The organism is Pseudarthrobacter cremeus, assembly GCF_051857465.1.
Lineage (GTDB): Bacteria > Actinomycetota > Actinomycetes > Actinomycetales > Micrococcaceae > Arthrobacter.
Genome location: NZ_JBPZHC010000003.1, coordinates 393,181 through 418,683, shown reverse-complemented (window position 1 = coordinate 418,683; position 25,503 = coordinate 393,181). Strand labels below are relative to the sequence as shown.

At 66.0% G+C, this 25,503-nt stretch carries 24 protein-coding genes and 1 pseudogene; 9 read left to right on the top strand and 16 right to left on the bottom strand.

Annotated elements, in window-relative coordinates; all coding sequences use genetic code 11:
* Positions 1-98: 98 nt before the first annotated feature.
* From rpsN to rpmB, 3 genes are read right to left on the bottom strand one after another with little or no spacing between them, the layout of a single operon-like run.
* Positions 99-404, bottom strand: coding sequence for a 30S ribosomal protein S14 (gene rpsN / locus ACS5PJ_RS08570; RefSeq protein ID WP_011693742.1), 306 nt, complete (start codon positions 402-404; stop codon positions 99-101).
* Positions 405-408: 4 nt separating this feature from the next.
* The gene (gene rpmG, locus ACS5PJ_RS08565; protein WP_011693743.1) at positions 409-576 is read right to left on the bottom strand and encodes a 50S ribosomal protein L33; all 168 of its coding nucleotides are present in this window, start codon (positions 574-576) and stop codon (positions 409-411) included.
* Positions 576-812 carry a 50S ribosomal protein L28 gene (rpmB, locus tag ACS5PJ_RS08560; protein WP_108598676.1) on the bottom strand — a complete coding sequence of 79 codons (237 nt, stop codon included), beginning with the start codon at positions 810-812 and terminating at the stop codon, positions 576-578. The genes rpmG and rpmB overlap by 1 nt, the downstream gene beginning before the upstream one ends.
* Before the next feature lie 350 nt (positions 813-1,162).
* Between rpmB and ACS5PJ_RS08555 the strand changes: the two genes are divergently transcribed.
* The 3 genes from ACS5PJ_RS08555 to ACS5PJ_RS08545 are packed head-to-tail and all read left to right on the top strand — an operon-like array spanning position 1,163 to position 4,033.
* The gene (locus ACS5PJ_RS08555; protein ID WP_439434481.1) at positions 1,163-2,641 is read left to right on the top strand and encodes a ferredoxin reductase family protein; all 1,479 of its coding nucleotides are present in this window, start codon (positions 1,163-1,165) and stop codon (positions 2,639-2,641) included.
* Positions 2,638-3,174 (top strand): FMN-binding protein, encoded by a 537-nt coding sequence (locus tag ACS5PJ_RS08550; RefSeq protein ID WP_439434480.1) that lies wholly within the window; start codon positions 2,638-2,640, stop codon positions 3,172-3,174. The genes ACS5PJ_RS08555 and ACS5PJ_RS08550 overlap by 4 nt, the downstream gene beginning before the upstream one ends.
* A complete protein-coding gene (locus ACS5PJ_RS08545) occupies positions 3,158-4,033 on the top strand; it encodes an FAD:protein FMN transferase (RefSeq protein ID WP_439434479.1) in 876 nt (291 codons plus the stop codon). The genes ACS5PJ_RS08550 and ACS5PJ_RS08545 overlap by 17 nt, the downstream gene beginning before the upstream one ends.
* 39 nt (positions 4,034-4,072) lie before the next feature.
* Here ACS5PJ_RS08545 and ACS5PJ_RS08540 read toward each other — a convergent pair whose 3' ends face one another.
* Positions 4,073-4,834 carry an SGNH/GDSL hydrolase family protein gene (locus ACS5PJ_RS08540; RefSeq protein ID WP_439434478.1) on the bottom strand — a complete coding sequence of 254 codons (762 nt, stop codon included), beginning with the start codon at positions 4,832-4,834 and terminating at the stop codon, positions 4,073-4,075.
* Between the two features lie 39 nt (positions 4,835-4,873).
* On the bottom strand, positions 4,874-5,353 hold the full coding sequence (locus ACS5PJ_RS08535) for a MarR family winged helix-turn-helix transcriptional regulator (RefSeq protein WP_439434477.1): 480 nt from the start codon (positions 5,351-5,353) through the stop codon (positions 4,874-4,876).
* A gap of 59 nt (positions 5,354-5,412) precedes the next feature.
* On the opposite strand from ACS5PJ_RS08535, the gene ACS5PJ_RS08530 reads away from it, so the two are divergent.
* On the top strand, positions 5,413-5,700 hold the full coding sequence (locus tag ACS5PJ_RS08530) for a YciI family protein (RefSeq protein WP_439434476.1): 288 nt from the start codon (positions 5,413-5,415) through the stop codon (positions 5,698-5,700).
* On the opposite strand, the gene ACS5PJ_RS08525 is transcribed toward ACS5PJ_RS08530, so the two are convergent.
* From ACS5PJ_RS08525 to ACS5PJ_RS08480, 10 genes and pseudogenes are all read right to left on the bottom strand, one after another.
* On the bottom strand, positions 5,697-6,503 hold the full coding sequence (locus tag ACS5PJ_RS08525) for an SGNH/GDSL hydrolase family protein (protein ID WP_439434475.1): 807 nt from the start codon (positions 6,501-6,503) through the stop codon (positions 5,697-5,699). The two genes, ACS5PJ_RS08530 and ACS5PJ_RS08525, sit on opposite strands and share 4 nt — an antisense overlap.
* Positions 6,504-6,837: 334 nt before the next feature.
* The gene (locus tag ACS5PJ_RS08520) at positions 6,838-7,890 is read right to left on the bottom strand and encodes a siderophore-interacting protein (RefSeq protein WP_439434474.1); all 1,053 of its coding nucleotides are present in this window, start codon (positions 7,888-7,890) and stop codon (positions 6,838-6,840) included.
* On the bottom strand, positions 7,887-8,702 hold the full coding sequence (locus tag ACS5PJ_RS08515; protein ID WP_439434473.1) for an ABC transporter ATP-binding protein: 816 nt from the start codon (positions 8,700-8,702) through the stop codon (positions 7,887-7,889). The genes ACS5PJ_RS08520 and ACS5PJ_RS08515 overlap by 4 nt, the downstream gene beginning before the upstream one ends.
* 1 nt (position 8,703) lies before the next feature.
* Positions 8,704-9,687 carry a FecCD family ABC transporter permease gene (locus ACS5PJ_RS08510; protein ID WP_439434494.1) on the bottom strand — a complete coding sequence of 328 codons (984 nt, stop codon included), beginning with the start codon at positions 9,685-9,687 and terminating at the stop codon, positions 8,704-8,706.
* A 128-nt stretch (positions 9,688-9,815) separates the two neighbouring features.
* Positions 9,816-10,817 (bottom strand): FecCD family ABC transporter permease, encoded by a 1,002-nt coding sequence (locus ACS5PJ_RS08505; protein ID WP_439434493.1) that lies wholly within the window; start codon positions 10,815-10,817, stop codon positions 9,816-9,818.
* Between the two features lie 115 nt (positions 10,818-10,932).
* Positions 10,933-12,036: an ABC transporter substrate-binding protein gene (locus ACS5PJ_RS08500; protein ID WP_439434472.1), complete on the bottom strand. Its 1,104-nt coding sequence runs from the start codon at positions 12,034-12,036 to the stop codon at positions 10,933-10,935.
* Between the two features lie 155 nt (positions 12,037-12,191).
* The gene (locus ACS5PJ_RS08495) at positions 12,192-12,923 is read right to left on the bottom strand and encodes a hypothetical protein (protein ID WP_439434471.1); all 732 of its coding nucleotides are present in this window, start codon (positions 12,921-12,923) and stop codon (positions 12,192-12,194) included.
* Positions 12,924-13,118: 195 nt separating this feature from the next.
* Complete coding sequence (locus ACS5PJ_RS08490) at positions 13,119-16,574, bottom strand: ATP-binding protein (protein ID WP_439434470.1); 3,456 nt, start codon at positions 16,572-16,574, stop codon at positions 13,119-13,121.
* A 236-nt stretch (positions 16,575-16,810) separates the two neighbouring features.
* Positions 16,811-17,653, bottom strand: a pseudogene (locus tag ACS5PJ_RS08485) (DUF4194 domain-containing protein); the annotation flags it as partial.
* Between the two features lie 2 nt (positions 17,654-17,655).
* On the bottom strand, positions 17,656-19,116 hold the full coding sequence (locus tag ACS5PJ_RS08480) for a DUF3375 family protein (RefSeq protein ID WP_439434469.1): 1,461 nt from the start codon (positions 19,114-19,116) through the stop codon (positions 17,656-17,658).
* Positions 19,117-19,457: 341 nt separating this feature from the next.
* Between ACS5PJ_RS08480 and ACS5PJ_RS08475 the strand changes: the two genes are divergently transcribed.
* The 3 genes from ACS5PJ_RS08475 to ACS5PJ_RS08465 all read left to right on the top strand — a co-directional run bounded on the left by ACS5PJ_RS08475 (position 19,458) and on the right by ACS5PJ_RS08465 (position 22,749).
* Entirely contained in the window at positions 19,458-19,748 is a 291-nt protein-coding gene (locus ACS5PJ_RS08475) for a hypothetical protein (RefSeq protein ID WP_439434468.1), read from the top strand.
* Positions 19,749-19,823: 75 nt separating this feature from the next.
* The gene (locus ACS5PJ_RS08470) at positions 19,824-21,869 is read left to right on the top strand and encodes an acyl-CoA dehydrogenase family protein (protein ID WP_439434467.1); all 2,046 of its coding nucleotides are present in this window, start codon (positions 19,824-19,826) and stop codon (positions 21,867-21,869) included.
* Between the two features lie 52 nt (positions 21,870-21,921).
* Complete coding sequence (locus tag ACS5PJ_RS08465) at positions 21,922-22,749, top strand: TIGR04086 family membrane protein (protein WP_439434466.1); 828 nt, start codon at positions 21,922-21,924, stop codon at positions 22,747-22,749.
* Here the strand turns inward: ACS5PJ_RS08465 and ACS5PJ_RS08460 are convergent.
* Positions 22,746-23,147, bottom strand: coding sequence for a YchJ family protein (locus ACS5PJ_RS08460; RefSeq protein ID WP_439434465.1), 402 nt, complete (start codon positions 23,145-23,147; stop codon positions 22,746-22,748). The two genes, ACS5PJ_RS08465 and ACS5PJ_RS08460, sit on opposite strands and share 4 nt — an antisense overlap.
* Before the next feature lie 246 nt (positions 23,148-23,393).
* Between ACS5PJ_RS08460 and ACS5PJ_RS08455 the strand changes: the two genes are divergently transcribed.
* Together ACS5PJ_RS08455 and ACS5PJ_RS08450 are read left to right on the top strand one after the other, a co-directional pair.
* Entirely contained in the window at positions 23,394-24,152 is a 759-nt protein-coding gene (locus ACS5PJ_RS08455; protein ID WP_439434464.1) for a hypothetical protein, read from the top strand.
* A gap of 200 nt (positions 24,153-24,352) precedes the next feature.
* Complete coding sequence (locus ACS5PJ_RS08450; protein ID WP_439434463.1) at positions 24,353-25,414, top strand: aldo/keto reductase; 1,062 nt, start codon at positions 24,353-24,355, stop codon at positions 25,412-25,414.
* Positions 25,415-25,503: the final 89 nt, after the last annotated feature.

The following is a 25,503-nucleotide window of genomic DNA, read 5'->3' as shown; positions in this document are numbered from 1 at the left end:
ACTCCGACTTTGGGAGGACCGCAACGCTTAAAATCAGACGGGCCGGCAACCAAATGGTTGCCGGCCCTTCTCAAGCAGCTGGAATCAGCGGTGCTGGATTACCAGGAAGACTTGGTGATGCCCGGAAGCTCACCACGGTGAGCCATGTCGCGGAAGCGAACACGGGAGATACCGAACTTCTGGAAGGTACCGCGGGGACGGCCGTCGATGATGTCGCGGTTACGCAGACGGACGGGCGACGCGTTGCGGGGCAGCTTCTGCAGGCCGAGGCGTGCAGCTTCGCGTGCCTCGTCGGTGGACGCGGGGTCAACCAGAGCCTTCTTCAGTTCGAGGCGCTTTGCAGCATAACGCTCAACGATGACTTTACGCTGTTCGTTCTTGGCGATCATTGACTTCTTAGCCATGTGCTTAGCGCTCCTCTCGGAATTCGACGTGCTTACGGATGCGGGGGTCGTACTTCTTCAGAACCATACGGTCCGGGTCGTTACGACGGTTCTTGCGCGTCACGTAGGTGTAACCCGTGCCCGCGGTCGACTTGAGCTTGATGATCGGACGTACGTCCTTGTCCTTAGCCACTAGAGCTTCACCCCACGAGCCAGGATCGAGGCGACGACTACGTCGATGCCGCGAACGTCGATTGTCTTGATGCCACGAGCAGAAACCTGCAGCGTGACGTTACGGCGCAGGGACGGAACCCAGTAGCGCTTCTTCTGGATGTTCGGATCGAACCGACGCTTGTTGCGTCGGTGCGAGTGCGAAATGCTGTGCCCAAAGCCCGGCTCGGCTCCGGTCACTTGGCAGTGTGCTGCCATGACTTCTCCTCAAGAATTGAATGTAATGATCCGCATATCTGCTGCAGGATCATGCGTCTAAATGCGACCCAAAGTGATCAGGGTGAACGGTTAGTCACGCAACTTGAGCCCCTAACTACCGGCTACCCTGGAGAAAATTACCGGGCCACCGGAGCAATTGCGCACGCTCCGCGCACTTAGCGCCTACCAAGTCTACGAGTTCAGGCAATTAAAGACCAATCCAGCATCGGGCCGGTGTATAAGGGCGATGCACCGGCGGAATGTCCGGCGGCCCCTGCGCCGCTGCACTCATAGCTGGGCGGCCGGTATTTTCACAGCTGAATGATAGCTTCGGGGTTCACCGTTGAAGCATGACAACACAGCTCCGGCCGGCCCCTCCGGCCCAAGACCACTCCGGCCACCGGAGCCCCCGCCGCCCACTCACGGGCCGCGCGTTCCGCTCCGCAACGTTCCACCGGCAGCACCGCCGCCGGCTTCTCCGAAGCGATGCCCTGACCGTCACCGCCTGGGGTTCCGTCGCAGCCGCCGTGGCTTTGTGGCTGGCCGACGGCGGCGCAACAGTAATCAATTCGGCCGCCTCAGCATTCACGGCACTGGGCATCGTGGCAGGACTGGCCGGCATGGACCTGGTTCTGCTGATGCTGCTCCTGGCGGCCCGGATCCCCGTGATTGACCGCACGATCGGCCATGACCGCGCGCTGGAATTCCACCGCAAGCTGGGTAAGCCGTCACTGTACCTTCTGCTGGGCCACGGGCTGCTGATAGCCACGGGCTACGGGATGGCGGAGGGGCTCGACCCGATCAGCGAATCGGTTGCCCTGTGGGTACTGGTACCCGATATGTGGCTGGCCTTCGTGTCCATGGCCCTGTTTATCGCCGTGGTGGTTACTTCGCTGGTGGCCGTGCGGCGCCGATTTCCCTATGAGTTCTGGTACACGGTGCACCTGCTGACGTATGCCGCCGTCGGCACCTCCCTGCCCCATCAGTTCAGCGTGGGCGGGCTTTTCGCGGAGGGGACCTGGCAGCGTTGGTACTGGCTGGCCATCTGTGTGGCCACGGGCGCGGCCCTGCTGTACTTCCGGGTGCTGCAGCCGATAGTCGCCACGTCGCGGCATCAACTCACAGTCAGCCGGGTGGCCAGCGTCGCCCCGGGCGTGGTGAACATCGAAATGACGGGGTACCAGCTGGACAGGCTCTCCGGACATGGCGGACGGTTCTTCATCTGGCGCTTCCTCGCCCCGGGCCTGTGGTGGCATCCGCACCCCTTCAGTCTGTCGGCAGAGCCCCTGGCTCCTGGCCCAGGGGGCGAGTCAACGCTGCGCATTACGGTCCGGAACCTGGGCCGCGGTTCAGCCCAGCTCATGAGGCTGCGGCCCGGGACCAGGGTTGCCGTGGAAGGCCCGTACGGAATGTTCGGTACGGCCGCGCGCACCCGGGACAAAGTGGTGATGATCGGAGCCGGAATCGGCATCACGCCCCTGCGCGCCCTGCTGGAAAGCACCCCGTTCGCCCCCGGGGACGCCACAGTCCTGTTGCGTGGCCATAGCGAACAGGAACTCTATCTGGGAGCCGAAATCCTGGAACTGTGCGAGGACCGTGGTGCGCGGCTGTTCCATCTGACAGGCCCGCGGGTGCGGCGGGACGCCAACAGCTGGCTGCCCGAAGACGCTGTCCGCGCCGGCTACAACCTGGCGTCTTACGTACCCGATATTGCAGATTCTGACGTTTACATCTGCGGGCCGGCCGTCTGGGCGCGCAACGTTATCTCCGCTGCCCACGCTGCGGGCGTCGGGCCTGAACAAATCCATCACGAAAGGTTTGACTGGTGAAAGCACGGGGAGCGGTATCAGCAGCGCTGGCTTCGGCCGGCATCCTCCTGGCGGGCTGGCAGGCCGGTGCGCAGGTGGCGGAAATCCGCGGCTCCGCCGTGGCGACTGCCGCGGGAACCGGAACGGATGGGACGGGGTCGTCCGGGGCCACGGGTGCTACGGGTGCTACGGGCTCATCCGGCTCATCCGGGTCAGCCGGGACATCCGGCTCGTCAGGTTCGGTAGCCTCAGGTTCGGCCGGAGCGGCGGCGGCTGCCGCAGCCACGTACGACGGCGCCGTGGTGCCGACGCGGTTTGGGTCGGTCCAGGTGCAGATCACCGTGAAAGCCGGCGCAATCACCGACGTCACGGCCCTGCAGCTCACCGACGACGACCGGAAATCCATCCAGATCAGCAACCGGGCCGCACCCTTGCTGCGCAGCGAAGTACTGGCGGCCCAGTCGGCCAAGGTGAAGAGCATCAGCGGGGCGACTGTCACAAGCAACGCCTATCTCACGTCCCTCCAGGCAGCCATCGATGCCGCGAACCTCTGAGAACCACCGCGGCCTGACTCCGCCGCCGGTCCTGAAGGCAAAGACTTTCCACAGCATGGGCACGGCTATCAGCCTCACCATGCCCATCACCGCGGGGCCGGTCGACCCGGTGGCAATGCCGTCGTTGGACTCCACCCCGGAAGGAAACCCGCCGGACGACGAGCTGGCAGCAGCTGCCGCCGTCGTCGAACGCCTGTTCAATCAACTGGACCAGACGTTCAGTCTGTACAGGGCGGATTCCGAGGCCAGCAGGCTGGCGCGCGGCGAGCTGCCGCTCCGGGCTGCGTCCTCGGCCATGCGCGGGGGTTACGAGGAGGCGATGCAGTGGCGGCTGCGCACCGAAGGCGCCTTCACAGCGGAAAGGCCCGACGGCGTGCTGGACCTTTCCGGCCTCGTCAAGGCCCATGCGATCCGCGAGTCGGGGACTTCGCTGCGGGCGCTCGGCCGCCCGGATTGGTGCCTGAACGCGGGCGGGGACATCCTGGTCAGCGGTTCGCCGGTGCCCGGAAGCGACGAACCCTGGGACATCGGCATCATGGATCCCCTGGACCGCGGGGCGTTGCTGGCCGGCTATCCGCTGGGCCACGGACGCCGGCACGCGGCGTTGGCGACGTCGGGTACGGCCGAGCGGGGGGACCACATTTGGGGGCCGTCCACTGACGGTTATGCGTTCATCCAGGTGTCCGTCGCCGCTGCGGACATCACGACGGCGGATGTCCTGGCCACTTCGATCGTTGCCGGTGGCCAGCCAATGCTGGACCGGGCCACCGACGGCTGGGATGTTGCCGTCCTGGCGGTCCGGGCGAATGGGGAACTGCTCGCGACGCCGGGCTTCCGCCGCGGGCCTTCCGCCGCATGAGTTTTCGCAACGTGCGGCTTCCGCCAGGTGCGGCTTCCGCTACAGGTGCGTGAGCTGCGGGTACCTGGGCGTCAGCCCGTCGCCGGAGGACTTGCCCGTAACCCGGCGGACCACCCACGGCCCGGCGAATTCGCGGACCCAGCGGGCGTTGGCGCGGAGGGCATCGGCCCGGCTGAGTTCCGGGACCGGGGTCATGGGCGGCACCTCGATGGAGTGATCGTGCTGGAGTACCGTCAGGACCCGTTTTGCCATATTGGCGTGTCCGGCAGCCGACATGTGCATCCGGTCCTGGGCCCACATCCCCCAGTCGTAATACTCGTTGAAGCGCCAGTAGTCCACCAGCAGCGCGCCATGATCCCCGGCGATGCCGCGGACCAGTTCGTTATAGATGGCGGTGCGGCCGCGCATGGTGCTGAACACCTTGGAGCCGCGGGCATCAAACCCCGTGAAAACCACAACCGTGGCCCCGGTCGCGGCCAGCTTGCCGATTCCGGCGTCGTACTCGGCAAGCAAATCGTCGATGTCGATCCTGGGCCGCAGGATGTCATTGGCACCCGCGTAGATGGTCACCAGGGTGGGGTTGAGTTCGACGGCGGCGTCCACCTGCTCTGCCATGATCTGGCGTAGCTTCCTGCCGCGGATGGCGAGATTGGCATAACCGAAGCCAGGATCGGCCGCGCCCAGCTGCTCGGCGACACGGTCAGCCCAGCCGCGGACGCCGTTGGGACGGTGGGGATCGTCATCGCCCACCCCTTCCGTGAAGGAGTCACCGAGGGCTACGAAGCGGGTCGAAAAATCCATAGCGCCAGTGTGTCATCTGTTGCTGCGAGCAACCAAGCTTCAGCTTTCGCGGAGAATCCAGTGGTCATCGTCGAGGCGGGCCACAATTTTTTCCCCGATGCGGGCCAAATCGTTGACATCGCGGTCCGTCAGGGCGTCCAGGAACTTGTTGCGGACGGCTTCAACGTGCCCCGGTGCGAGCGACACCAAGGTGGCCATCCCGTCGTCGGACAGGTGCGCGGTGGTGACGCGGGCATCGCGGGGGTGCGGACGCCGCTCCAGCCATCCGCGTTTCTCCAGCTTGGATACGACGTGCGAGAGCCGGGACAGGGAGGAACTGGTGCGGGCGGCCAGCTCGCTCATCGGCAGAAAACGGCCCTCGGCCTCGGACAGCATGGCCATGACGTTGTAGTCGAACAGCGACACTTTGCCTGCAGTGTGCAGCTGGTTGTCCAGTGCGGCGGGAAGCATGGTGTTGATGCTCAGCATGGCCAGCCAAGCACGGCGTTCATCGGCATTGAGCCAGCGCGGTTCGGTCATGGATCCATTCTATGCTTGACAGTTCAAGTGGCTGGGCGACGCCCCGGTAGCATGGCCTTATGTATGTTGTGTCGCTGACTTACAAGGTGCCCGAAGACATCGTGGAGTTCCACTTGGCCGGCCATGTTGAGTGGCTGAAGAATGCTTTTGACGACGGTGTGTTTGTTGCCGCCGGGCGCAAGGTCCCGCGCACCGGCGGGCTTTTGCTGTCCAGGGCGGACCGGCAGACCCTCGACGCCAGCCTGGCCAAGGATCCTTTTTACGTCAACGGCGTGGCTGACTTCGAGATCATGGAATTCGCGGCCAACAGGGTGGCGCCAGGCTTTGAAAACCTGTTGGACACCTAGGACTTTCCTGCCTTGGCCCGCTTCTTTTCGGCCAGCTTCTTCAGCCCGCCTTTGCGAGGCACCTTGACCGGCTCCGGCCAGCGCGGGCTGAGGGCGTCGCCCAGCGTAATGCCCCTGATTTTGCGGCCAAAAAGCGGCAGCACCCACTCCCTCACCCAGCGGCGCTGCCTTTGCTCCCACTCCCTCAGGCTGAGCCTCTCGGGCGGATCCCACTCCATGGGACGGATCTTGTGCGGCACCCCAAGCTGGTCCAGCACCTGCCCGGCGAGGTACTTGTGGCCGGCCTTGGACATGTGCAGCCGGTCCGAGTCCCACATACGCCGGTCATGGAAGGCGTCCAGGGACCAATAATCAACCAGGACGGCGTCGTAGGTGGCCGCGATCGCCCGCACACGCTGGTTGTAGAGCGTGTTTCGCTTCTTCAGCAACTCCAGGACGGCCGAAACCTTGACGTCGAAACCGGTGAAGAGGACCACTGTGGCCCCGCTCCCGGCAAGCCGTGCCACAACGTTTTCGTATTGGTCCATCAGGGACGCCATGTCGGTGCCGATGTCCAGGATGTCATTGCCGCCCGCGTACAGCGTGATGAGGGTGGGGTTCATGGCGAGCGCATGCTCCAACTGCTCGCTGACCACATGCCGCAGGCGCTTGCTCCGGATAGCCAGGTTGGCATACTCCCACCCGGGATCGGCCTTGGCGAGTTTCTCCGCCACCCGGTCGGCCCAACCCCGCACCCCGTTGGGCAGCCGCTCGTCCCGGTCCCCCACGCCCTCGGTGAAGGAATCCCCCAGGGCAACAAACACACGTCGCCCGCCCGAAGGAAGCAAAGAATCAGCACACACCCCAACACCGTACCCACCCAAGGAAACACGAGGGTTAACGGCCAGCGACAGGTAGTGCAAGAGCGTCCGGAAAAACGCGACAGGAAGTGCCAGAGGGTTTGGGGTGTGTGCCCATGAAGGCGCGATGAGGCACCGTCGGCGGCGTTTCTTTGCTGGGAGCGCATCGCCGACCGGAGCGGAGTGAGGCCGCCAGCGGCCGAAAGAAGCGAAGGAAGGTGTCTAAGCGACGGCAAAGGAGCGCCGACGACGCACTCAGCCAGCAACCGCTGGCACGCTGCTCATCCAGCTGGAGGCCTTAGAGCTCGGCCTTGCCGCGGCGCCAGTAACCCATGAACGCGACCTGCTTCCTATCGATCCCCACGTCCCGCACCAGGTACCGCCGCATGTCCTTGATGACAGCGGCTTCGCCGGCGATCCAGGCGTAGAAGGGCATGGCACCGGCCGGCATGTCAGGGTTTTTGCTGGCCTCGATCTCGGCCGTTTCCATCCGCGCCGGGGTCTCCCAGAGGATGTCAACGTCCACATTGACGTCCTCGGGCTCCGGGCCTGCGCCGGCGTCCGCGCCGGCGTCGGACGCTTTGATCCACACCCAGCCAGGGACGGGAACGGCCTTGCGCACCGCTTCCTGCAGCAGCTCGCCGTGCGGGCGGGACCGGCCAATGGCGGCGCCGCGTGCCAGCCAGGTGATGTCGACGTCGGCCGGTGATGTGAGGTCCAGGAAGTCACCCGCTTCGGGGACCTCGAGGAAGGCGTGGCCGCTCATGTAGGGCGGCAGGCTTTCGAGGATGGCGGCGATGGCGGGGACGGCGGTTTCGTCTCCGGCGAGGAGGACACGCTGTGCCATTCCGGGCCGCCATTCGATGCCGCCGTAGATCTCGGCGGTGTAGCACTGGGCGGCGCGGTTGTTGGGGCCGATGATGGTGAGGGCATCGCCCGGTTTGGCGTTGAGTGCCCAGTTGGCGGCCGGACCGCCGTTGCCCTCGGCGTCGAAGTGCATGACGAAATCCACGTCGATTTCCGGGTAGACGGAATCCAGCCGCGACCCGCGGACGGTGTAGGTGCGCATGGAGCCCCGGACGGCAGGGTCCACGGCCAGCCATTCCTGGTACCAGCCGGACTGTGTCATCTCGAAAGCGGGCAAAGGGATCTCCGTGCCGTCCTCCGCACGCGAGGGGATCATCAGCTTGATACGCAGGTCCAGGGTGTCGCCGTTCACGCCGAAGCCACGGAGGCAGTACCCGCCGAAGGTGATCCGGCGGAAGGTGGGGCTCAGCTCCTGCACGGACGAAACGGTGACTTCGAAGGCCAGGGTCATGGGCTCGGTGGCGGCAATTTCGCGGGTCTTCATGAAACGAGCTCCAATTCAGTGGCGGTGGTGTGGTGGCGTCCGATGGGGATGATCAGTGGCGTGCCTGAGACCGGATCAGGGATCACCCGGGATTCGAGGCCGAAGACGCTGCGGACCAGCTCTTCGGTAACAACTGCAGAGGGATCGCCCAGGGCAACGACTGCGCCGTTCTTCATGGCGATGACATGGTCCGCGTAGCGTGCCGCGAGGTTCAGATCGTGCAGGACGATGGCCACGGTGGTGCCGCGTTTGCGGTTCAGCTCCGTAACGAGGTCCAGGACTTCCACCTGGTGGGCCAGGTCCAGGTAGGTGGTGGGCTCGTCCAAGAGCAGGACCTCCGTTTCCTGGGCCAGTGCCATGGCGATCCAGACACGCTGGCGCTGGCCGCCGGAAAGCTCGTCGACGTTCCTCTCGGCGAGGTCCAGCGTTTCCGTTGCCTCGAGCGCGCGCTGCACGGCGAGATCGTCGTCTTTGCTCCAGCTCCGGAAGAAGCCCTGGTGCGGGTACCGGCCTCGCCCCACAAGGTCGCGGACGGCAATGCCGTCCGGCGCTGTGGGGTGCTGCGGAAGGAGTCCCAGGGTGCGGGCCAGTTCGCGGGCGGGCCGGGAGTGGATGTCCTTCCCGTCCAGCGTGACCGCCCCGGCGGCAGGCTTGAGCAGGCGGGAGAGTCCGCGGAGGAGCGTGGACTTGCCGCAGGCGTTGGCGCCCACGATCATGGTCACCTTGCCCTCGGGGATATCAGCGGTGAGGCCGTCCACCACGCAGCGTTGATCGTATTTAAGCGTGAGGTCCTTGGCGCTGAGAACAGCCATGTCAGGCATCCTTCCGGTTGGCCGTGACCAAAAGCCACAGCAGGAACGGGGCACCGAGCGCGCCGGTGATGACGCCGACAGGCAGCACGGTGCCGTCCAGCAGCAGGGGGGCAATGTTGGCGGCGAAGTAATCGGCTGCCAGGACAATAAGTGCACCAACGAGGGCCGACGCCGGCAGGCTGGCTTTGTTCGTGAAGCGCCGGGCGATGGGACCGGCGAGGAAGGCGACGAACGCCACCGGGCCGGCTGCCGCCGTCGCCACCGCTGCCAGCGCTACTGCGGTGACCACCACGGCGAGCCGGGTGAAGCCGACGCGGATGCCGAGGCCGGCCGCGGCGTCGTCGCCGAGTTCCAGGATGCGGAGCGGGCCGGCGAGGGCGATGACCGCCGGGACCAGGACCAGGAGTGCCAGGGACAGCATGGTGGCCCGGTCCCAGTTGGCCGAGTTGAGGGAGCCGTTGAGCCACACCAGCACGTCGGCAGCGGTGCGGATGTCCGCCCGCGTCATCAGGAAGTTGACCACGGCGTGCAGGGCGGCGGCGATGCCCACACCGGCCAGGATCAGCCGGTTTCCGGCAGCGTTTCCGCGGTTGCCGCCGCCGGAGCCGAGTGATCCGCCGCGGGAGATGGCGTAGATAACGGCTGCCACTCCCAGCGCTCCGGCCAGGGCAGCTCCGGAGACTACCGCGCCGGATGCGCCGAAGACCACGATGGCTGTGACTGCTGCCGCGCTGGCGCCGTAGCTGATGCCGATCACATCGGGACTGGCCAGCGGGTTGCGGAGCATGGTCTGGAACAGTCCGCCGGCCAGGCCGAAGGCCACCCCGATCATGGTCCCGATCACGGCCCGCGGCAGCTTGTTTTCCATCACGATGAAGCTGGCGCCGGGGATCCGTTCGCCGCCCGTCAGGTGGGCAATCACGATCTTGAAGAAATCCGGGATGGTCACGGTGTAGCTGCCGAGCAGGACATAGACGGCGAACATGACCACCACGCCGGCTGCCAGCAACCCCGTCCGCCAGCCTTGCGCTATCACTTTTGGTCGCCAAAACCCGGTTTTGACGACCGGAAGTGATAGGGCAACGGGGGGCTTGGGGACGGTTTCGGTAAGTTTCACAGCCCGGCCCCTTTCCCGCGGCGGATCAGCCAGACGAAGACCGGCGCGCCGATGAGGGCCGTCATGATGCCGGCCGGGACCTCGCCGGGGAGCAGGACGACGCGGCCGACGATGTCCGCCCCGAGAAGCAGCGCCGGGGCCAGGACCAGGGAGAACGGCAGGATCCAGCGGTAATCGGGGCCGGTCAGGGACCTGACGGCGTGCGGAATAACCAGGCCCACGAATCCGATGGGTCCGGCCAGCGCGGTTGCCGAACCGCAGAGCAGCACAATGCCGAAGGCGGTGATGCCGCGTGTCAGGCCCACGCGCTGGCCCAGGCCGCGGGCGATGTCGTCACCGAGGGCGAGGCTGTTGAGGATACGGCCGGTGGAAAGGATAATGAGCGCCCCGACAGCCAGGAAGGGCATGCCGGGGAGCACCGCGGACCAGTCGCGGCCGGCGATCCCGCCCACCTGCCAGAAGCGGAAGCGGTCCAGGGTGTCCTGGCTGGAGACCAGGATGACGTTCATCAGCGAGAACAGTCCCGCGCTGAGTGCTGCCCCGGCGAGGGCGAGCTTGACCGGCGTCGCACCGTCCCTGCCTAGGGAAGCGATGAGGTAAACCACGACGGCGGCCCCCGCTGCGCCGACGAAGGCGAACCAGATGTAGCCGGTGAGGGAGGAGATGCCGAAGATGTAGATGCCGGTGACCACGGCCAGGGCGGCGCCGGCGTTGACGCCCATGATTCCAGGGTCGGCCAAGGGGTTCCGGGCGACTCCCTGCATGGCTGCGCCGGCGAGCCCCAGCGCACCCCCGGCGAGAAGCCCCAGAACTGTTCGAGGGATACGGGCCTGGACGACGGCGTGGTCGCCGCTGGAGGGGTCGAACTGGGTGAGGGCCTGCCACACGGTGGCCAGGGAAAGCCCCCGGGCACCGACGGCCAGTGAAGCGGCAGTCAGGACAATGAGTACGACGACGGCGGCCAGCAGCCAGGCGGCCTGCTTGCCGCGGGGGCGCATGCGGATGCCGGCCGGACTCTGAGAGGTGAGATCTCGGCGCTTTGGTGGCACCAAAGCGCTGAGACCTCGCCCCTGGGTGGGCGCCGTCGTCGTACTTTCCGTCATGGGACGGTGCTTACTTCACTGCGGCGGTGATTTTATCCGCTGCGCTCGCCAGCTGCGGGAGGAACGTGTCCAGCGACCACGGCAGGCTCAGCGGGGAGGAAGCGGAGATGGAGAGCGTCAGGGTGTTGTCCGAATCGGCAACCAGGGCGCCGTTCCGGATGGCCGGGATCTGGCCGAGCAGCGGGTCCGCCTTGATGGAATCGGCGGTGGCGGCATCCGGAACCCAGGTCACGAAGATGTCGGAGTCCAGTTCGTTGGCCTTCTCGGCGGACCACTTGATGAAGAACTCCTTCGAGCCCTTCGACTTCTCCTCCACAACGGAAGCGGGCTGCATGCCGATCTCGCTCAGGAAGCGGGGGCGGTTGTCGTTGGCGGTGTAGACGTTGACGCCGTCGGCCGAAGCCGGTTCCAGGTTGCCGTAAATGAAGCTCTTTCCGGCGATCTGCGGGTACTTCGACACCTTGTCCTTGATGATGGCCTCGGTAGTGGAGACCAGCTTGGTGGCCTCCGCGTCCTTGCCCAAAGCCTTGCCGATGATGGAGGTGGAGTCCTGCCACGAGGTTCCATAGGCCACCTCGGGGTGGGCCACCACAGGGGCGATCTCGCTGAGCTTCCTGTAGTCCTCTTCGGTCAGGCCGGAGTAGGCGGCCAGGATGACATCGGGGCTGAGCTTGGCAATTTCGGTGAAGTTGATGCCGTCGGCCTCCGAGTACTGGACGGGCGCCTTCTCCGAGCCGAACCCTGCGCCGAGTTCGGTCAGTGCCGCGTCTTTCCAGGGTGTGGAGCCCTGTTCATTGCCGCCCCATTCATTCTTGGGGACGCCCACGGGAACAACCCCTAGGGCAATGGCGACGTCGTCGTTGACCCAGGAGACCGTGGCAACGCGGGTGGGCTGTTCCTTGATGGTGGTTTCGCCGAAGACGTGCTTGATGGTGACCGGGAACTGTGCGCTGCTGGAGGTGGAAGTGGTGGCATCCGAGGTGGAGGACGCGGGTCCGGTGGAGCAGGCGCTCAGGCTCAGCGCCACGGCGGCCAGGACGGCAGTGACCTTGCCCGCTGATTTGAACAGCGTGCGGCGGGTGGCAGTCGGGCCGGAAAAGTGGGGGGAAGTCACGGAACTCCTTAGGTGAATGAAGCAAACCTAAGTAAGGCTAGCCTACCCTCTGATGAAATACGCAAGGTTTGCGTAGCTTAATTGCCCTACGTGACGAAGGGCACAAGAAAGCGCTCCCCCACGTCCGTGAAGGAGCGCCCCTGGTAATGGGAGTGTCAGCTGTAGGACATGCTCATCAGAAGGGCCTTGAGCGCCTGGCCTTCCGCCCCGGCAAGCCAGGCCTTGGCGTCCTCGTCGTTCGCGAAGGGATTGTCAATGAACGTGACCTCGGCAATCAGGACCCGCTCACCAATGCGGATAAGCCCCGGCAGCCCCATCTCCGCCCCGGCAACGGGGGTCCCCGGCGTCAGGTGCATGCGGTATGTGGCGACGTCGTTCACATTGTCCACATAGAAGGAGTAGTGGCCGTCGGGTTCGGGCTGCCCCTGAAGGCCGGGGACAGGCAGGGATTCAAACACGGTCCGAATGACAGGACTGCTCACGCCATCGGCAATCACGCCCGTGAAAATCTCAGCCTGCCTCTGCCCGCCCGCGTCGTAAATGGTGGCCGTACCCACAAACGGCGAGGAGGACGCCTCAAACAGCTCCACCCGCCAGCCTGCAGGGTATTTGAAGGAGAGCCGACCATCCGGGAACGTATACGTCGCCAGCCCGGCAGGCGCTGGAGCGGACGACGCTGGAGCGGACGACGTCGGGCGCTCACCGGCCGTCGTCGGACTCGCCGTGTTGCTGGGGACGGGGGTGGCACTCACCGACGCCGGGGCGGTGGCCCCTGCGGCGGGAGTGCCGGCAGCCTCTGATGAGACGTGTGCCATGCAGCCCGTAAGGGTAAGGGCTGCGAGGGTCGCGAGAGCCGCAAAGGTGCGGGCGCGATGAACTGGGTGCATTGGTGGTGCCTTTCGCAGGAAGGCCGTCAGGCTCAGCAGGCGTCAGACGCGGGACCCAGCGTTCCGCGACTACCCATCGGGGAGGATGAAGGCGAGTGTTTGATGTCCATCAGAATGGCACCCGCCCCATCGCCTCGCCTAGGGTTTCAGCAATATATCCATCGATTTGTTATAAAAACGTTCCATGCGTCACGGCTAGCGCAAAACGATGTCAACCGGGTTCGCCTCGGAGCGCCAGGACCCTTCTTCGCCGGGCCGCGGCCGTATCACCGGGGCGGTCAGGACACCTGACCGGTTGGTGCGCTTGTCCCGCAGGATCTCCGTGACAGAGCCGAGGTGCCTGGACAGGTCGATCACGTTTTCCGGGGCGGCGAGCAACAGCTGGAATCCGAACTCGTGCAGGGCCTTGATGCCCGCGCCGGCGAATTCCTCGGAGGCCAGGACAAAGGCCTCGTCCATCATCACGGTGCCGTAGGTGGTGAAACCCTGTTCGGCGATGCCCAGCTGGTAGCTCAGTGCCGCGGCCATGATGAACGCGGTGAAACGCTGCCGCTCGCCGCCGGACATGGAGCCGGTATCGGCGTGCATGTAGACGTCGGTCCGCTTGCCGCCGCGTGGACCGGCCACTTCACGGTGCTCCTTGCACTGGATAAAAAGGTGCCCGCGGACGTCCAACACTTCGGCGCGCCAGCGGCGGTCCTCCGGGGCCTGGGAACCCAGTCTCTTGACCAGCGTTTCGAGGGTTTTGTAGCGGGCGGTGAGCTCGGCGTCGTCGTCTCCTCCGGGTGCGGTGGTGTCCGCACCGCCGCGGGCGGAACGGCTGTGCCGTGCCTTCAACGCGTTGTGGATGGCGTCCTTGAACTGCTTGGCCGTGGCCGGCATGGTCTGCTTGATGTCCAGTTCCAGGAAGCTGCCTTCGTGGAAGTTGACCTCGGCCAGGATGCCGTTGAGCGGAAGGATCCGGCTGGAGATGGAGCGGCGTTCCTCGTCCAGCAGATGCAACAGTGTGCTGAAGGATTCATGGGTGCGTTGGTTGAAGAACTGCCGGAACTCCGATTCCTGGGCGGGCAGGCCGTCGCTGACGATGGCGTGGTAGCGGGATTCGAACTCCCCCGCAGCGCCGATGGACGTGCCGTGGTCCGCGGAAATTGCTGATCCCCACTCACGCACAAAGCCCTCGAAGATCCGGGTCAGCCGCTCGGAGGTTGCCTGGCCGCGCGTCTCGGTGGCGTGCAGCTCCCCCAGCAGCGCTGTCCGGACACGGTTGGCGAGGTTGTCCAGTTCGTGCATCTCGCTGATGTCACCGAACTCGGTGAAGTACGGTTCCAGCGCGGTGACGGTGGCGGCCGACGGAGGCGCCTGCTCCAGGCGGGTCCGTGCGGCTTCCAGCAGTGAATCGGCGGCGCTGAGCTGCCGGTCCAGCGACTTGTATTCGCTTTGCAGGACAGCCGCGGCCTCGGTGCTGGCCTGGTGTTTCTGGCGTGCTGATTCGATGTTCGCCCGCAGCGGTTCGAGGTCTGCCTGAGCGGCCAGTGCGTCCTTGAGCCTCTGCTCAATCCTGGTGAGTTCGTCGCCGGCGACCGCAGCGGAAACCTGCTCCCAGGGCCGGTGGTCCTCTGCGATACGGCGGAGGGCGTCAAGCTGCCGGCTCATGCCCTGGTGCGATTCTTCGCGGCTCTGCGCCAGCTCCGCTGCTTTGGCCAGTTCCTGCTGCAGGTCTTCCACCTGCGCGGCCACGAGCTCCAGCTTGGCGGCGTTGTCGAAACCGAGCACGTAGTCCTGGCGGCTGGTGAACCGGTCATCCTTTTCCACCGTGTGCCGGTTTCGCTTGACCACACCGCCCAGGCTCAGGCCCTTGTCCAGCTTCGCCAGCTCGTCAGGGTCCTCGACGCACGGGTACGCGAAGTCGAGGGCGATCCGCTCCCGGATCCACTCCCCGGCGTCTGCCACCGCACCGCTGGCGAGGATATCCAGCTTGGTGAGCAGATCGCCGTCGCGCGCGTCCTCCACGGCCAGCGCACCGCCGGCGAGCGGCTTGGAGACGTCCACCGCGCGGATGGCACCGCGCACCTTGTGGTCGTTGAGGTAGCGGGTCACCGCGGCGAAGTGCTGACCGGGGACCAGCAGCGTGGTGGCCAGGTTCCGGAGCGCGCGCTCCGCGGCCGGCCGCCACTGCTCCTCCCCGTCGGCAAGGTCCATCAGCTCGCCGCCGAACGGCATCCGGTCTTCGGGGACGCCCGTTGCGGCGGCGATCGCTGCACGGTTTTCAATGCTCGACGGCGGCAGCAGGGACTTGCGCGTCTTCAGCGACACGAGCTCCTGCTGGGCTGCGGCAAGTTCACGTTTCTTGGTGGCATGGCCGTCGAACGCCTCAAAGCGGAGTTCCTGGAGGGCCTGGGAATCATCCTTCAGCTCCGTGGACCGGGCCGCTGCCTGCTCGTGGGCCTGTTCCCAGCCCTCAGCCGTCCACTCAAGCTGCAATCCGGCGTCGGACAATGCCTTGCGGGCAGCCTCTTCCACCTGCTGGCGGAGCCTCAGCCCAACCTTGGCGTTCTCCAGCGACTGCTCGATCGCGGAGATCGCGTTGCCGCCCTGGTTGTTGTAGTCGGCCTCCAGTTCGCGCAGTTCCTTGGCCAGTCCGTCGCGGACCGAACGTTCAACACCGAGTTCCTTGGCCTGGGCCTGGGCCAGTTCCTTGATCCGGGCCAGCGACTTCTGGTGCACCGTGACCGCAAGCTGCTGCTTGTACGCTTCAAACTCCTCGCCGGCCAGTTCACGGAGCCGGTTCGCGTCAAGCAAGGCCTGGGCGTATTCCTTGTTCAGCCCTGGCACGGGAGCCAGCTGGTCGCGCTGCTGGCGCACATCCTCCAGCCGCTGCCGGATGGACATCAGGTTGCTGAATTCCTCCACCACGTCGTCCGCTGCGGCGAGGGTGGCGGGGGCATCCAGGACCTGGTCGCGGAAGAAGGTGTTGACGCTGCCGCCCAGGCCCTTGCCGGCCTGGATGACGCGGAGCAGGGGCAGGGCCTGGTCCGAGCTGATGCCCAGGAGCCGCCGGAAACGCTCGGCAAACGCCTTGTGGACATCGAAGACCTGGGCATCGGGAAAAATGGTCTCAAGCGCGGCCTTGGTGAAGCGCTTTTCGGTGATGTCCTCGATGGCCGGCAGGTCCAGCGGCTTGTTGTCGATCAGGTAGAAGCGCCCAACGCTGGACTCGGTGCCGTTCTTGGGCACGTCGAACAGGGCGGACACCGTGACCCGGGTGCCCGCAGCGTTGTCGAACGTCAGGCCGACGGCGGACCAGGTGGCACCCGGACGCTGGAAGGCACTGGCCGAGCCTTCGCCCACGGCCTTGTCACCCACCTTGCCGCGCATGTACGTGAACGTGGTCCTCTTGTCCTCCACGGCACCGCCGGCGCGCTGGGCAGCCGCCTCATTCGAGCGCGGCCTCGCGTCAAACACCCGCAGCATGGCATCAAAAAGCGTGGACTTTCCCACGCCCGAGTTGCCCGTCAGCAGCGTTCCGTTCCGGTCCACATGCATCGTGTGGGCCCCATGGAACGTCCCCCAGTTGACCACCTGCACCAGCGCCAGCCGCATCTGGCCCGGGTTCGTGAGCTCGCCCATCGGCAGCATGGTTGCGATGCTCATGCGTCTACTCCCTTGGCTTCCGTTGTTTCCTCACCAGTCGCAGCACCACCGGACACATGCTCTGCGTGCTCGCTCGTTCCTCGCTTAGACGCACGCTGCCGCATGTCCCCGGCGTCACCGCTCGTACCCGGAACCTGCGCACCCACGGACGACGACGCCGATGCCGCCCAGGGAGTGGCTTCGGGCCTATCGGAGCCGGGCGACTCGCTGCTTGCAGCAGAGTCGCCCGGCGGAGGGGCGGGGGCGGCATCGGCGTCGTCGTCCTCCGCACTGTCAACTTCTTGCGTGTCGCCGTCCAGCTCCAGCATTGCTTCTGTGCCTGTGGCATCTGTCGTGGCCGCTACCAGGGCTTCGATTTGGGCCGGGATGTCGCCGATGTTTTCGAAGGGGAGGGCCAGGGGGAGGGCGTTGGAGATGGTGTAGACGTCGTCCAAGGGTGTGGTGATGAGGAGTTGGCGGGCCAGGAGCTTGGTGATGGCTCGGGTGACCACGTCCGAATCGCGCAGGGCGTCCTGCTGCCCGGCGGGCTGGTAGTGGGCCACGAGGTCTGCGATTTCCTCGCGTGTGATGGTGGGGTCCGTCTGGGCGGTGACGTGGCGGTCCAGCAGCAGGCGCAGGCGGAGCACCACGATGGTTTCCACCCGGCTCAGCGCACGCTGCTGGCGAAGGATGCTGGACCGTGTGCTGCCGCCGATCGCGTCGGGATCCACGGGGCGCAGGACGGCAATCTTGCGTTCGTGGTCCAGCTGGAGGGTGAGGAAGAGTTCGGAGAGGCGGCTGCGGAGGATCATCTGGTTGTCCAGCAGCGTGGTCCACAGTTTCTCGTCGCGGCCGCCGTCCACGTAAGGCCCCTTGAGCAGCTTCACCAGTGCCTGGCGCACCTTCATGGGGAGCACGCCCGTGTCGCCGGGGAACAATGCCGCTCCGTCGACGAAGGTATCCCGGGGAGTGACTGTAAAGGGGCGTGCAGCATCAGCCGGAACCTCCGCAGCGGAGGCGGCCACCTCTTCGGGGATGGTCTCCGCAAGGTGTGAGTCCTCCTCTACGGGAGGCGCCGCCGTCGTAATCTCTTCAGTCATTCTCAATCCTTCTTCAGGGTGACCACCGGCAGGTAGGCCTTGCGGGTGGTGCCGTCGATCTGTTCGAAGTCGAGGCCGTCCCAGGCTTCGCGATCGAAATTCGCTCCGGCCTGCAGCGCGTGCGAGAGCAGGGCCCGGATGGAGTTGATGTGCTGCTCCTCCGGCGGCAGCTGCGCCCAGGCTTCGGCAAGGGTGGCAGCGCCTGCAACGGCTGCCCGGATGGCTTCCGGGCGCGCCTTCCCCGTCCTGGGCGAGCGGGTCCGGTCGGAGTCGCTGAACGCGATGGGATCCGCGAGTTTGGGTGGCACGGCAAACTCGTCCGGATCATAGAGCTTGACCATGGCCAGGGATTCGAAGCCGGCATTGAACAGCACCGGGCCACGGACCAGGCCGGGCCGTTCCCGCTCGTACGGAAGGGACCTGATGGCCTGTTCTGCCTCGCGGAGGACCTTCCGGAGGCGGACTGACTGGCGGAAGTCGTCGCTCTGGACGTAGGTGTTCAGGCTTTCACTGAGTTTGCCGTAGATGCGCTGGATCTGGCCGTGCTGGTGGCGGAGCTCGGCCACCAGGTTCTTGAGGGTCTCCCGGTCCTCCGGCGAAAGGTCATCGGCGAACTGCCTGCTGAGCACCTCGCCGATGGCCGAACGGAACCGCATCTGCTGCTGCGGGTCCTCAAGGAACGCGGTGAAGGACCGGAATGTCCGGCCTTCGGGGCTTTGACGGAGCCGCTTGTCCGCCTCCAGCACCTGGGCCATGGTGGCGCCCTTGCTGAGGGATTCCTCGATGATCTGGTTACGGAGCGCGCCCACCAGTTCCTCGATCCGGTCACGCATCTTCTTGTAGTCGGCGGGCAGGCTTGCGGCGAGATCCAGGATGTTCCCCGCCGCCTCCACGGCTTCGTCGTCATCGAGCAGGCCGTCGAAGTCACCGGAGCTGATGTCCTGGATCAGCTGCTCCCGCTCGCCGATCTCCTCCGCGAGGGATTCAAGCCGCGCGCTCTGGTCCGGGTTGGTCTCGTTGGCGAGCTTCTCCACATCGCCCAACAGGGTGCCCAGCCTGGAACCGTTCAGTGTTGACCGCTCGCTGGAGAGGCTGTCCAGGAAGGCCAGAACACGGGCCGCGGGTTCGGTGACCTCGTAGACAATCTGCCCCGACTGGTTGCGGCGGGTCAGGAAGTTCTTTCGCGTCCACTCATCCGCGTACTTCTTCCCGGAGGCCGGGCCGTCAGCGGAGCCGCCCAGCCCCGGGTCCTGCCGGCGGAGCTGCTCAAGGAAGGAGTCGACGTCGGCGTGGAACTCTTCGAGCGGAAGCTGCGGACGCGTTCTGGTAAAGGAGGCCTGCAGGACGGCGATGACCCAGGGGGCCGAGCGCGTGAGTGCCCAGGCAGGTCCCTTGGTGAGGAGTTCGAGGTCCCGGAGCCGGGCGCTGATCGCGTCAGCGGATGACGCGGCGGAGCGGGGCACACACTCTCCTTCAGCTGCAGGGGGTTGGTTTGGGCAAGATAAATCGCCGCGAAAGACGAAAACTGCCAACTACAAGGTTAACGCAGACCCTCCGAACACAACGCGGGGTCACTCCCGGCCCGATGCGGCGGGGTTATCGGGCGGGGAGTGACCCCGCGTTGGGTGGGATTGGGTGGGAGTGTGTGAGGGTTCCGCGACCGCTCCGTGACCTACGTCCCGGTAGCATTTCGATCCCATATCGACCCGCTCCACGGGTGCGCCGGGTCTGGCCCAGTCCGGCGGCAACCCCCTAGGCTCATGCTACTGGTCTCAACCGAAGCAATGGCGCAGCAGGGGGAAGCATGCAGTTTGATCTAAGTGCAGTGGAAACGGCCACCATGGTGTTCGTCGGAACACTGGTGTTCGGCCTGCTCCTGGTGGGCTTCATCCTCACGGCGGGGTTCCTGGCCCTGGTCCTGGTGGGGGTGGGAAAGCTCGCCTGGTTCATTGCTTCAAACACGCTGCTGGCCGTGGTCCACGGCATCAACCATGGCTGGGACCGGCTGGTGCACCACGCCTCCACTGTGGAAGTTTCCGGGGACTTCCAAGGCCAGCCCTCCCCTAGCACCGGAAGCTACCCGCGGGTAATCTAAGGGGATAGCTGAAGGGTTCTCCAACCCGGCGGATCCATGGCTTGAACCGGCCATCCCGGGCAAGGGAGATTCCCCATGAGCTCCGCAACCGACAGTCCTGCCGCCAACGCCGCTGTCCCGAACACCACTGCCGCCACCAGCACTGCCGCCGACGCACCGGCCGCGGAGGTTCCCGTCGCTGCCGGCAACCTGGGCCCTGAGGTCACGGCGGCCGAAGCCCGCGCAGTGTCTGAGGCCGCCCGTGAAACAGGCTGGGACAGGCCGAGCTTTGCCAAGGGACTGTACCTGGGAGATTTCGACCTCAGCCTGATCCACCCCTGGCCGAAGGCGCAGGCTGAGGACGTGGAGCGCGGCGACGCCTTTATGGAGCGCCTCACCGAATACGCCCGAACCATGTCCGGCCGCCTGATCGAGCGCGACGCGAAAGTCCCGGACGAATACATCAGGGGCCTGGCCGACCTTGGTGTATTCGGCATGAAGATCCCGCAGGAGTACGGCGGCCTGGGACTGTCCATGGTGTACTACGGCCGGGCGCTGGCGCTGCTGGGCAGTGTCCACCCGAGCCTCGGCGCCCTGATCTCGGCCCACCAGTCAATAGGTGTCCCCGAGCCCGTGAAGGTCTTCGGGACGCCGGAGCAGAAGCGCGAATACCTGCCCCGCTGCGCTGCCGGTGCCATCACCGCTTTCCTGTTGACGGAACCGGATGTGGGCAGCGACCCTGCCCGGATGGGCAGCACCGCAGTTCCCACGGACGACGGCGGATCCTACGTTCTGGACGGCGTGAAACTTTGGACCACCAACGGCGTGATCGCCGAGCTGGTGGTGGTGATGGCCGTGGTGCCGGCACGCACCGATGCGGACGGCACGCAGCACAAGGGTGGCATCAGCGCTTTTGTGGTGGAGATGGACTCCCCCGGCATCACCGTGGAGAACCGGAACGCGTTTATGGGGCTGCGCGGCATTGAAAACGGCGTCACCCGCTTCCACCAGGTCCGCGTCCCCGCGGCGAACAGGCTCGGCCGCGAAGGCCAGGGCCTGAAGATTGCGCTCACCACCCTGAACACCGGCCGGCTCTCGCTCCCGGCGCTGTGCGTTGCCTCCGGCCGCTGGAGCCTGAAGATCGCCCGGGAATGGTCGAACGCCCGCACCCAGTGGGGCCAGCCGGTAGGCAAGCATGAGGCGGTGGGCAAGAAGATCGCCTTCATCGCTGCCACGACCTTTGCCCTGGACGCCGTGTTCGAGCTGTCTGCGGAACTCGCCGACGCCGGCCAGAAGGACATCCGGATCGAGGCGGCCCTGGCCAAGCTGTGGTCCACCGAGATCAGTTACCTGATCGCCGACGAGCTGGTCCAGATCCGCGGCGGCCGCGGCTTCGAGACGGCCGAGTCCCTTGAAGCCCGCGGCGAACGGGCGGTTCCGGCGGAGCAGCAGCTCCGGGACCTGCGCATCAACAGGGTCTTCGAGGGCTCCTCGGAAATCATGAAACTGTTCATCGCCCGCGAAGCTGTGGACGCCCACCTGGCCGCCGCCGGCGCCCTCGCATCCATGGATGCGAGCCTGCAGGAGAAGGCACGGGCCGCCGTCGGAGCTTCAGGTTTTTACGCCAGATGGCTGCCCAAGCTGGTGGCCGGCGCAGGCATGGACCCGCGGTCCTACAGCGAGTTCGGCCGGCTGGGCAAGCAGCTGCGGTTTGTGGAGCGTTCCTCCCGCAGGCTGGCCCGGCAGACGTTTTACGGCATGGGCCGGTGGCAGGCGAAGCTTGAACTCAAGCAGGCGTTCCTGGGCCGGGTGGTGGACATCGGTGCCGAGCTGTTTGCGATGGCGGCGTGCTGCTCGCGTGCCGAGATGCTGCTCCACACAGCCCCGGACCGCGCGGCCTCCGCGTACGAGCTCGCCGAAGCATTCTGCGAACAGGCCCGGGTACGGGTTGACGAATACTTCGACGAGCTGTGGCGCAACACCGACGACGGCGACCGTGAGCTTTCGCGCAAGGTGCTGGCCGGCGACTACACCTGGCTTGAGGCCGGTGTCCTGGACCAGTCGGAGGGTACAGGCCCGTGGATCGCGGATGCGACGCCGGGGGCCTCGACAAAGGAAAACCTGCACCGGAGGTACCGCTAGCGCGATAGTAAGCATCCTTGTTATCGGGGCGAACCAGTGGTTGAGTTGATCCATGAGCAACCAAACGAACCCAGAGGACAAACTTCCGCGGACCGCCCGGAACGAGAATCTACGGAGTGAAACTTCTCGGGACCAGGCCTTCGCCGGCGGAGAACCCACGCGCGTGTATGACCAGACGCCGGCGCCTTCCGCTGAACGGGCTTACCGGCCTGAACCGGCCGCCTACCAGCCGGCCGGTTACGAGCCCGGCGAGGATGCGCCGGTCCTCGATCCGCGCCGGACCGACCCCAGCCTGACGGACCGGCACACCGCCGTGGCCCGCGAGAAGGAACAGTTCGGCGGGATCAAGGTGGGCTCAGCGTTCTTTGGCTGGCTGGCAGCAACCGGCATGTCCGTGCTCCTCACCGCTTTCGTGGCAGCCTTGGGGACCGCCGTCGGGCTGGCCAACAACACCGACGTCAACGACGCCGTCAACCAGGTGGCCACCAACGGCACTGTGGGGCTGGTGGGGATGATCGTCCTGCTGGTGATCCTCTTCGTTTCCTACTATTCCGGCGGCTACGTGGCCGGCAGAATGGCCCGCTTCAACGGTGCCAGGCAAGGCTTCATGGTGTGGATCTGGGCGCTGATCGCCGCAGTGGTGGTGGCCCTGCTGGGCATCATCGCCGGCCAGCAGTTCAACATCCTGGCCAACCTGAACAGCTTCCCGCGGATCCCCATTAACGAGGGCCAGCTGAGCACCATGGGCATCATCGCCGCCGTTGTGGTGGCAGTTGTCGCCCTGGCCGGCGCCGTCCTCGGCGGACTGGCCGGGATGCACTTCCACCGCAAGGTGGACCGGGCCGGCTTCACCCCTGATGAAACGTACAGCGGGAGCTAGTCCAGCAGGTCAGCGCCCACGTAGTACCAGCGCCGGTTCTGGCGGACGAAGCGGCTGGTTTCGTGCTGGACTCCGCGTTCGCCGTCGTGCCTGAAGTGGGCCTTGAACTCGACGGTGCCCGCGGCGTCCAGCGGGCCGCCGCGGTTGGTGGACAGGATGTCCAGGCGCCGCCATTCCATGGCGGGATCCAGTTCCAGGTCCGCAGGTGCCGTGTCCGGGTGCCAGGTTTTGAGGAGATATCCGGCATTGAGCAGGGCAAACGCGCTGTAGCGGGAACGCATCAATTGCTCAGCCGTGGCGGCCTCGGCCTGGCCGGTGTGGAAGCGCCCACAGCATTCGGCGTAGGACAGCCCGGACAGGCAAACACAGTTGCTCGTGGCGAGTGGTTTTTCAGGCATGTTGCTCCCGGCCGGTGGTGCTCCGGCCGCCGTCCGGCGGCCGTGGTGGTCTTTTCCGACTATAGGCCCCGCTGCACGCGCAGGCGTGGTTGTCATGTCCGGTAACAGGTTCGGAACAACCGCCCCCGGACCCCCTCCCACGGCGGCGCGGCCCACAAATAGTCCGTAAGGTGGAGGAGGGGGCCGGTTGCCCGCTGGCAGCGGTTTCCGGGACGGACTCCGCAGCCGCAGATAGGAGTAGTGCACGTGGGAGATTCAACGACGCTCGCTCTCCACCTGACCTTTTTCGGCACGCTCGGCCTGGCGTTCCTCATGTTCCTGGGGCTCTTCCTGCTGGTGGTCCTCACGCTCGTCATCGCCGGCGTCGGGCGGCTGGCCGCCCTCCTGGTGATGGCCCTCTTTGGCAGGCTCCCCAGGAATGAGACGCTCCCGCTCGTCCGCCTTTCCGGGGCGGCAAAGTCAGCGGAGGTGCCGGCGCACGACGGCGGTGCGGCCGCTTCGTCCGGGAGGCCCGCCCGCGCCGGGCTGCTTCGCGCGGGGACCGGCGTCCTGCTGGGTCACGCCCGGAAGCTGCACAGCAAGGGTAACAACGGCCGCAACCTCCTCAAACCCTCAGAGCTCAGGCCGCGGCTGCACGAGGAAGTGGAGCACCACCCGCTCCTTACCGCCGCACGCCGTGAGCCGCCGGTGCTGGCCGAGGACTGGGCGGCCGCCGTCGCGGAGGCTGACGCCCGTGCCATGGCCCGGGCGCGTGCCGCCGCGCCGGAAATCACGATCTCGGTCCGGGACCTGCCCGATCCCGGAGTGCCGGCTGAAAAAATTGTGGCGGTGGCGCCTTTGGTCGAGTCAGCGCTGCACCAGGACCGTCCTGCCCGGGATGTGCCGCGTTCTTTTAAGAAACCCGCCGCCCCCGCGCCGCTGTCCCCGCTGGACACCGGCTCGTTGGTGTCCCTTTCCGGACACGCGGGCATCCTCAAAGGCAAGCGCCCCGCCGACAAGCGCTGAACGGGCGTCCGGTCCTTCACAACCCGCGTCCATCACCACCCGCCGCTCCCTTCACAAACCGTCATCGGCCTGCTCAGCGTTACCCCGTGCTACGAAAAACTAAGGACTGTGGCACGTTCCTGCTGCGCAGTCCCGAATTTGTGTAGCGTCGTGACGATCCACAGCAAACCGCGTGGGGAATCGATCGTCAGGAGCCGGGGATGAGCCTCAGCGAACTTCGTGTGTTCGGCCGGTCGGGCACGCCCATCAGCCCGCTCACATTGGGCACCATGAACTTCGGCGAAGGATTCGGTGCGGCACCCGGTGCCACCCCCACCGGCGCCCCCACGGGCGCGGACGACAGTATACGTATCATCCAATCTGCGCTCGATGCCGGCATCACCGCCGTGGACACCGCGGACGTGTACTCACAGGGCGAGTCCGAACAGGTGGTGGGACGCGCACTCCGCGGCCGCCGTGACGACGTCTTCCTGGCCACCAAGTTCCACGGCCAGATGAGTGCCAACCCGGCCCATTCGGGAAACTCGCGGCGCTGGATCATGCAGGCGGTGGAGGGCAGCCTCCGCAGGCTCCAGACGGACCGGATTGACCTGTATCAGGCGCACCGGCCGGACTACAACACCGACGTGCTGGAAACCATCACCGCCCTGAACGACCTCATCCGGCAGGGAAAGATCCTCTATTACGGCACCTCGGTCTTCACCCCGGCACAGCTGGTGGAGGCCCAGTGGCTGGCCACCACCAACCACCTGATCCCGCCGGTGGGCAACCAGGTCCCCTATTCCATGCTGGTCCGCGGCAACGAACGCGATGTCCTTCCCATTTCCCAGCAGTACGGGCTGGGAGTCCTGGCCTATGGCCCCCTGGCGGGCGGCTGGCTTTCCGGCGACTTCGTCCTTGATTCCGGCAGGCCTCCGGCACGCGTGCATTCGCTGCCTGGCCGGTACGACATTTCCGGACCCGCCAGCGAGCGGAAACTGCTGGCTGCGGACTCGCTGGCACGGCTGGCTGACAAGTTGGAGATCTCCCTGGTGGAACTCGCCGTCGGCTTCGCCCTGAACCATCCGGCCATCAGCAGCGTGATCATCGGCCCGCGCACCGAAGAGCACCTGCACGCCTACCTCAAGGCCGCGGACAGCCTCCTGGGCGAGTCGGTGCTGGATGCGATTGATGAACTGGTGCCGCCCGGAACCAACTTCGTGGAACGCGACGCCGGGGCCGTCGTCCCGTCCCTGGAGTACGCGGAGCTCCGGCGCCGCTGATCACCGGCGCTCAGCCGCCGTCGTGATGCTGCCGCCACGTGATTTTGGAAAGCCCTTACCGTGAGCCGTCATCTCCGCTAGCGTGAAAA